We start from the raw sequence: 5,387 nt of genomic DNA on the forward strand, positions 1-5,387 counted from the left end.
AACGCGTGCAAGTGTCGCGCCATCCCGACAGACCTTATTCTTTAGCATATATTAATGCGATGACGGACGGAAATTTTATCGAATTGCATGGTGACAGAACGGTGAAAGACGACAAAGCGATGATTGGTGGTTTTGGCAGTATTAACGGACAAAGTGTAATGTTTATCGGTCAGCAAAAAGGAATAAATACAAAAATGCGTCAATATAGAAACTTCGGAATGCCCAATCCTGAAGGTTATCGCAAAGCATTGCGCTTAATGAAATTAGCAGAAAAATTTGGCAAACCTGTTATTTCATTAATTGATACTCCTGGTGCTTATCCCGGATTAGAAGCGGAAGAACGCGGGCAAGGCGAAGCGATTGCACGCAATTTATTAGAAATGTCGAGATTAAAAGTTCCTGTAATTTGTATTGTTATTGGCGAGGGAGCTTCTGGTGGCGCACTCGGAATTGGCATTGGCGATAAAGTATTGATGCTGGAAAATTCGTGGTACTCTGTTATTTCTCCTGAAAATTGTTCTACTATTTTATGGAGGACATGGGATTTTAAAGAGAAAGCGGCAGAAGCATTAAAATTAACGGCTACCGATATGTTGGAAAATAAATTAATTGACGGCATCGTAAAAGAACCGATTGGCGGCGCACACACGCATCCCGAAGAGATGTTTAAAATCTTAAAAGAAGAAATTTTAAAACACCTCGAAAAATTAACCAAAATGGAACCCGATAAATTGGTGGAGAAAAGAATTAAAAAATTCTGCTCAATGGGTGTGGTTACGGAACACAATTAAGTATAGGCAGAATTATTTTCTATAAAAGCAATATTGAAAAATTATTTTTTTGAACACGAAAAATACAACTGCGTAAACCGCTAAAAATTTCTAATTTAAGCCTTTGCGAAAGAACGATGTTTAAAAATATTGCTTCCACATTTGTTATTAAATTTGTCAATGCATTCATCGGATTGCTTGTTGCCGTTGTGATTTCGCAATACATGGGCGCTTTCGGGAAAGGAGAAACGAGTTTAATTATCACCAGCATTACTTTAGTTTTGATATTTTGTAATGTGGTTGGCGGAGCAACGGTGGTTTATTTAGTTCCGCGATATCCTGTCGTTCAAATTTTGTTTCCAGGATATATTTGGTCGTTTATATCCTGTGTTTTTGCCTATTTTATTTTAAAATTATTTCCACTGATTCCGGAGGTTTTTGTTTTTCATGTAGTAGCACTTTCCTTGCTGAATTCCTTTTTATCCATTAATCTAACCATTTTACTGGGAAAAGAAAAAATTACCGCTAATAATTTAATCAGTTTATTGCAAACGCTTATCAGTTTTTTTGTGTTGTTGATGTTAGTTTTATTTTGGAATAAAAATAATATCGAAGCGTACATTACCTCTCTGTATATTTCCTTCGGCGGCTGTTTCCTGATTAGCTTTTTCTTGATTTTACCGTATCTGAAAAATAATTTTTTAAAAGGACAAATGACTGTCTTGAAAGAAACTTTTCGAGTAGGTTTATTAAATCAATCGGCACATGTTGTGCAGTTTATTAATTTACGTTTAAGCTTTTATTTACTAAGCCATTTTTCAGGCGACAGCAAACTCGGAATATACTCCAATGCTATTTCCATTTCAGGAGCCATTTGGCTTATCAGTAACAGCATTGCAACTATTCAATATGCGCGAATAGCTAATTCAACGGACGTAAATTATTCGCGCAAGCTCACTTTAAAATTAACAAAAGCCAGTTTGTTGCTTTGCTTTTTTGCGGTTATTCCTTTACTTATTTTCCCGAGTTCCTTTTATATTTTTATTTTCGGAAAAGAATTTGGAGAAACAGGAAAAGTAATCTGGGCGCTTATTCCGGGAATATTGTGTTGGAATATTTCGCTCATCATCGGACATTATTTTTCGGGAATAGGAAAATATCAAGTGAATACCTTTGCGGCTGTTTCGGGTGTTTTTATAACTATTTTTTTAAGCGTTATTTGCATTCACCAGTATTCGATATTTGTTGCGGGAATTATTGCCAGTTGCTCGTATTTTGCTTCGGCTGTTTTTACAATCATTTATTTTTTGAGAGAAAGCAACTATTCACTCGCAAAATTTATTCCTGAAAAAGATGATTTTTTATTTGTGAAAAAGGAGTTGTTGTATTTTTTAAAATCAAGAAAAGAAAAAGTATGAGCAAAGTAAAAAAACTTTTTAAAGGCTTGTCATTATTGATGAAACAGCCATCGCTTATAAATAAAATTATGGACGATGCGGATGTAAATCAGTTGGAGGTAAGTGAAAAATATGGAATGAAACTCGGATTGCCAAGTATTGAATTAACCGATTTGTTTCCCGATTTTGACGAAACGGTTTCGCCTTATGCCGCATTAGAAGGCGGCTCAACGCCTATTGATTTGGCATTTTTAAAAGCTTGCGCAAAAAGTTTTTCCGATTGTGTGTATTTAGAAATTGGCACGTGGCGCGGTGAAAGTGTTGCCAATATTGCTGCTGTGGCTAAAAAATGTTTTACTGTTAATTTAACAGATGCACAAATGCGCCACATTCATTTGACAGAAAAACACATTAATTTAATTGGTTATTTTTCTAAAAATAAAAGTAACGTAACTCACGTTCGCGAAAATTCGAAAGAAATAAATTTGAAAAGTTTAAATGAAAAATTTGATTTGATTTTTATTGATGGTGATCATCATTACGAATCTGTTAAAAACGATACGGAAAAGGCTTTCGAAGTGTTGAAGGATAATAATTCCATGATTGTTTGGCACGATTACGGAAATAGCCCAGAAGATATTCGATGGGATGTGTTAAAAGGAATTTTAGCAGGAACACCTGAAAATAAAAGAAAACATTTATACCGTGTTTCGAATACTTTGTGTGCTGTTTATTGTGAACGAGAATTAAATGGAAATTTTCACACCTTTCCGAGAGATTCAGAAAATTATTTTGAAATAAATATCAAATTGAAAAAATAATTTTTTCAGGAAAAGCGATTGGTTTGTTCTTTCTTCATCAGTGTTTTGTAATAAAACGCCACGACAATCCATCCTAAAATAATAAAAAATGCGGAAGCAAGTATCGGTAAACTAATATTGATAAGTGTGATGTAAGCCGCCAAAATAGGAGGGAAAGCCATTCCGAGCGAGCGAATGGATTGATTGATTCCCAAAATTCTGCCTTGTTCTGTTTTATTGGCTTGGTCGGAAACAACAGTGCTAATAGTAGGTTGCGTTAATCCTTGAAAAATGGAAACGAAAGGAATAACGAAATACAAATATTTATAATCGGAAGGAATTAATAAAAGAGGAAGTGTTAAACCTAATAATAATGCGGCTACTGAAAGCATTTGTAATGCATTGTATTTTTTAGCTAAAGGACGTAAAACGCCACCTTGCGCAACAACTATCCAAATGCCGATATAGGCAAACATATCTGCGATTTGAGAAACGGTAAAATGAAATTTATCTATCAAGAAAACTTGAAAAAATTGCGTGAAAAAATTAAATCCCAACGTCAGTAAAAAAACAATTAAAAAAACGATGCGCAAATCTTTGTAGCCAAAAGCTTCTTTGATATTGCTGATTCCGGTAAATAAACTTACTGAGGTATTTCTTTTTTCTAAAAGAGTTTCTGGAAAAGAAAGCCAAACCCACAAAATATTTATAGTGCTGAGAATGGCAGCGAACCAAAATGGAGTAGCCAATGTGAACCAAGAAACAATTTCAGGACTGGATAATTTGCCGCCAATAAACGGACCTAAAACAAATCCTAATCCGAAGGCAGCGCCAATCATTCCGAAGTTTTTAGCTTTATTGGTGTCATCGCTCACATCTGAAATGGCAGAGTAGGCAATGGAAATATTTCCTCCGGTAAATCCGTCCAATAAACGACTCCAAAAAAGCAAATAAATATCGTTGTGAATAATCGCCAAAGCAAATAAAACATAGCCCAACAAAGTTCCCAGTAATGAAATAAGTAAAATTGGTTTTCGTCCATGACGGTCGGAAAGTGCACCTAAAACTGGAGCTCCGAAAAATTGTGCAAGTGGATAAACGGCAATTAAAAATCCCAGTAAAAGTGTTCTGAAATGAACAGATGCTGTAAAAGGCAAAATGGTATTGTGCGGATCTAATAACAAGGGCGCCATAATCGGAATCACAATTCCGAGTCCGACCAAATCAATAAAAACGGTAAAGAAAATAGCTGCTAAAGGTGATTTCGCTTTTTGTTTTTTGTCTGACATATCTTGAAATAAGAATCGCAAACTTACAGATTTTTTATTCGACTTTAAACAAGTTCCCAAATAGAAATTTTACTAATTTCGCACTTGTTATATTCAAAAAAATAGAAATTATGAAATACGATTTAATAGTTATAGGAAGCGGTCCTGGCGGATATGTTGCTGCCATTAGAGCATCGCAATTGGGTTTAAAAACAGCAGTCATTGAAAAGTCCGAATTGGGCGGAATCTGCCTGAATTGGGGATGTATTCCTACCAAAGCCTTATTAAAAAGCGCGCAAGTATTGGAATATTTAAATCATTCTGCCGACTACGGAATTAAATCAAAAGGTGTAGAAGTGGATTTCGACAGTGTTGTGAAACGCAGTCGTGATGTAGCTGACGGAATGAGCAAAGGTGTTCAGTTTTTGATGAAGAAAAATAAAATTGAAGTAATTAAAGGTTTCGGAAAATTAAAATCTCCGAAAACAGTAGAAGTAAAAGATGCTGATGGAAAAACGGCTATTTACGAAGCTACCAATATTATTTTGGCTTTGGGAGCGCGTTCACGTCAGTTACCGAATATCCAGCAAGACGGAAAAAAAATTATCGGTTATCGAGAAGCTATGACTTTACCAAAAATGCCAAAATCAATGGTGGTAATTGGTTCGGGAGCTATTGGATCGGAGTTCGCGTATTTTTATGCAACAATGGGAACCAAAGTTACCTTGGTAGAATTCATGCCAAACATTGTTCCGGTGGAAGACGAAGAAGTTTCCAAACAATTAGGACGCTCGTTTAAGAAAATTGGTATTGATGTGATGACGGAAGCAAGTGTTGCATCGGTTGATACAAAAGGTACTGATTGCAAAGTGAAAATTAAAACGGCTAAAGGCGAAGAAATTGTTGAATGTGAAATTGTACTTTCTGCGGTTGGTATTCAGGCAAATTTAGAAGGCGTTGGTTTGGAAGAAATAGGCGTTGCCGTTGATAAAGGAAAAGTTTTAACTAACGGATTTTATCAAACCAATATTCCGAGTATTTATGCCATTGGCGATTGTGTTGGCGGACAAGCATTGGCGCACGTAGCAAGTAAAGAAGGAATTATTTGTGTGGAAAAAATTGCAGGACATCATCCAAAACCGTTGGATTATA

5 protein-coding genes are annotated in these 5,387 nt (G+C 35.5%); 4 read left to right on the forward strand and 1 reads right to left on the reverse strand.

Features of this window, described 5'->3' with window-relative positions; translation table 11 throughout:
- From ABIZ51_04750 to ABIZ51_04760, 3 genes are all read left to right on the forward strand, one after another.
- Nucleotides 1–791 (forward strand): acetyl-CoA carboxylase carboxyltransferase subunit alpha (locus ABIZ51_04750; protein ID MEO7088085.1); only part of this gene is annotated, 791 nt, incomplete at its 5' end.
- A gap of 116 nt (nt 792–907) precedes the next feature.
- On the forward strand, nt 908–2,188 hold the full coding sequence (locus ABIZ51_04755) for a hypothetical protein (GenBank protein ID MEO7088086.1): 1,281 nt from the start codon (nt 908–910) through the stop codon (nt 2,186–2,188).
- On the forward strand, nt 2,185–2,988 hold the full coding sequence (locus tag ABIZ51_04760) for a class I SAM-dependent methyltransferase (GenBank protein ID MEO7088087.1): 804 nt from the start codon (nt 2,185–2,187) through the stop codon (nt 2,986–2,988). The genes ABIZ51_04755 and ABIZ51_04760 overlap by 4 nt, the downstream gene beginning before the upstream one ends.
- A gap of 5 nt (nt 2,989–2,993) precedes the next feature.
- Here ABIZ51_04760 and ABIZ51_04765 read toward each other — a convergent pair whose 3' ends face one another.
- Complete coding sequence (locus ABIZ51_04765) at nt 2,994–4,256, reverse strand: MFS transporter (GenBank protein ID MEO7088088.1); 1,263 nt, start codon at nt 4,254–4,256, stop codon at nt 2,994–2,996.
- Between the two features lie 110 nt (nt 4,257–4,366).
- Between ABIZ51_04765 and ABIZ51_04770 the strand changes: the two genes are divergently transcribed.
- Nucleotides 4,367–5,387, forward strand: a 1,021-nt coding sequence (locus ABIZ51_04770) for an FAD-dependent oxidoreductase (protein MEO7088089.1), incomplete at its 3' end; no start/stop codon positions are given.

The sequence above is a fragment of the Bacteroidia bacterium genome (assembly GCA_039924845.1).
Classification (GTDB): Bacteria; Bacteroidota; Bacteroidia; order DATLTG01; family DATLTG01; genus DATLTG01.

Excerpts from the sequence above, each read along its gene's own strand:
- ABIZ51_04760 (MEO7088087.1), top strand. The coding sequence starts at position 2,185 with ATGAGCAAAGTAAAAAAACTTTTTAAAGGCTTGTCATTATTGATGAAA.
- ABIZ51_04765 (MEO7088088.1), bottom strand. The coding sequence starts at position 4,256 with ATGTCAGACAAAAAACAAAAAGCGAAATCACCTTTAGCAGCTATTTTC.
- ABIZ51_04755 (MEO7088086.1), top strand. The coding sequence starts at position 908 with ATGTTTAAAAATATTGCTTCCACATTTGTTATTAAATTTGTCAATGCA.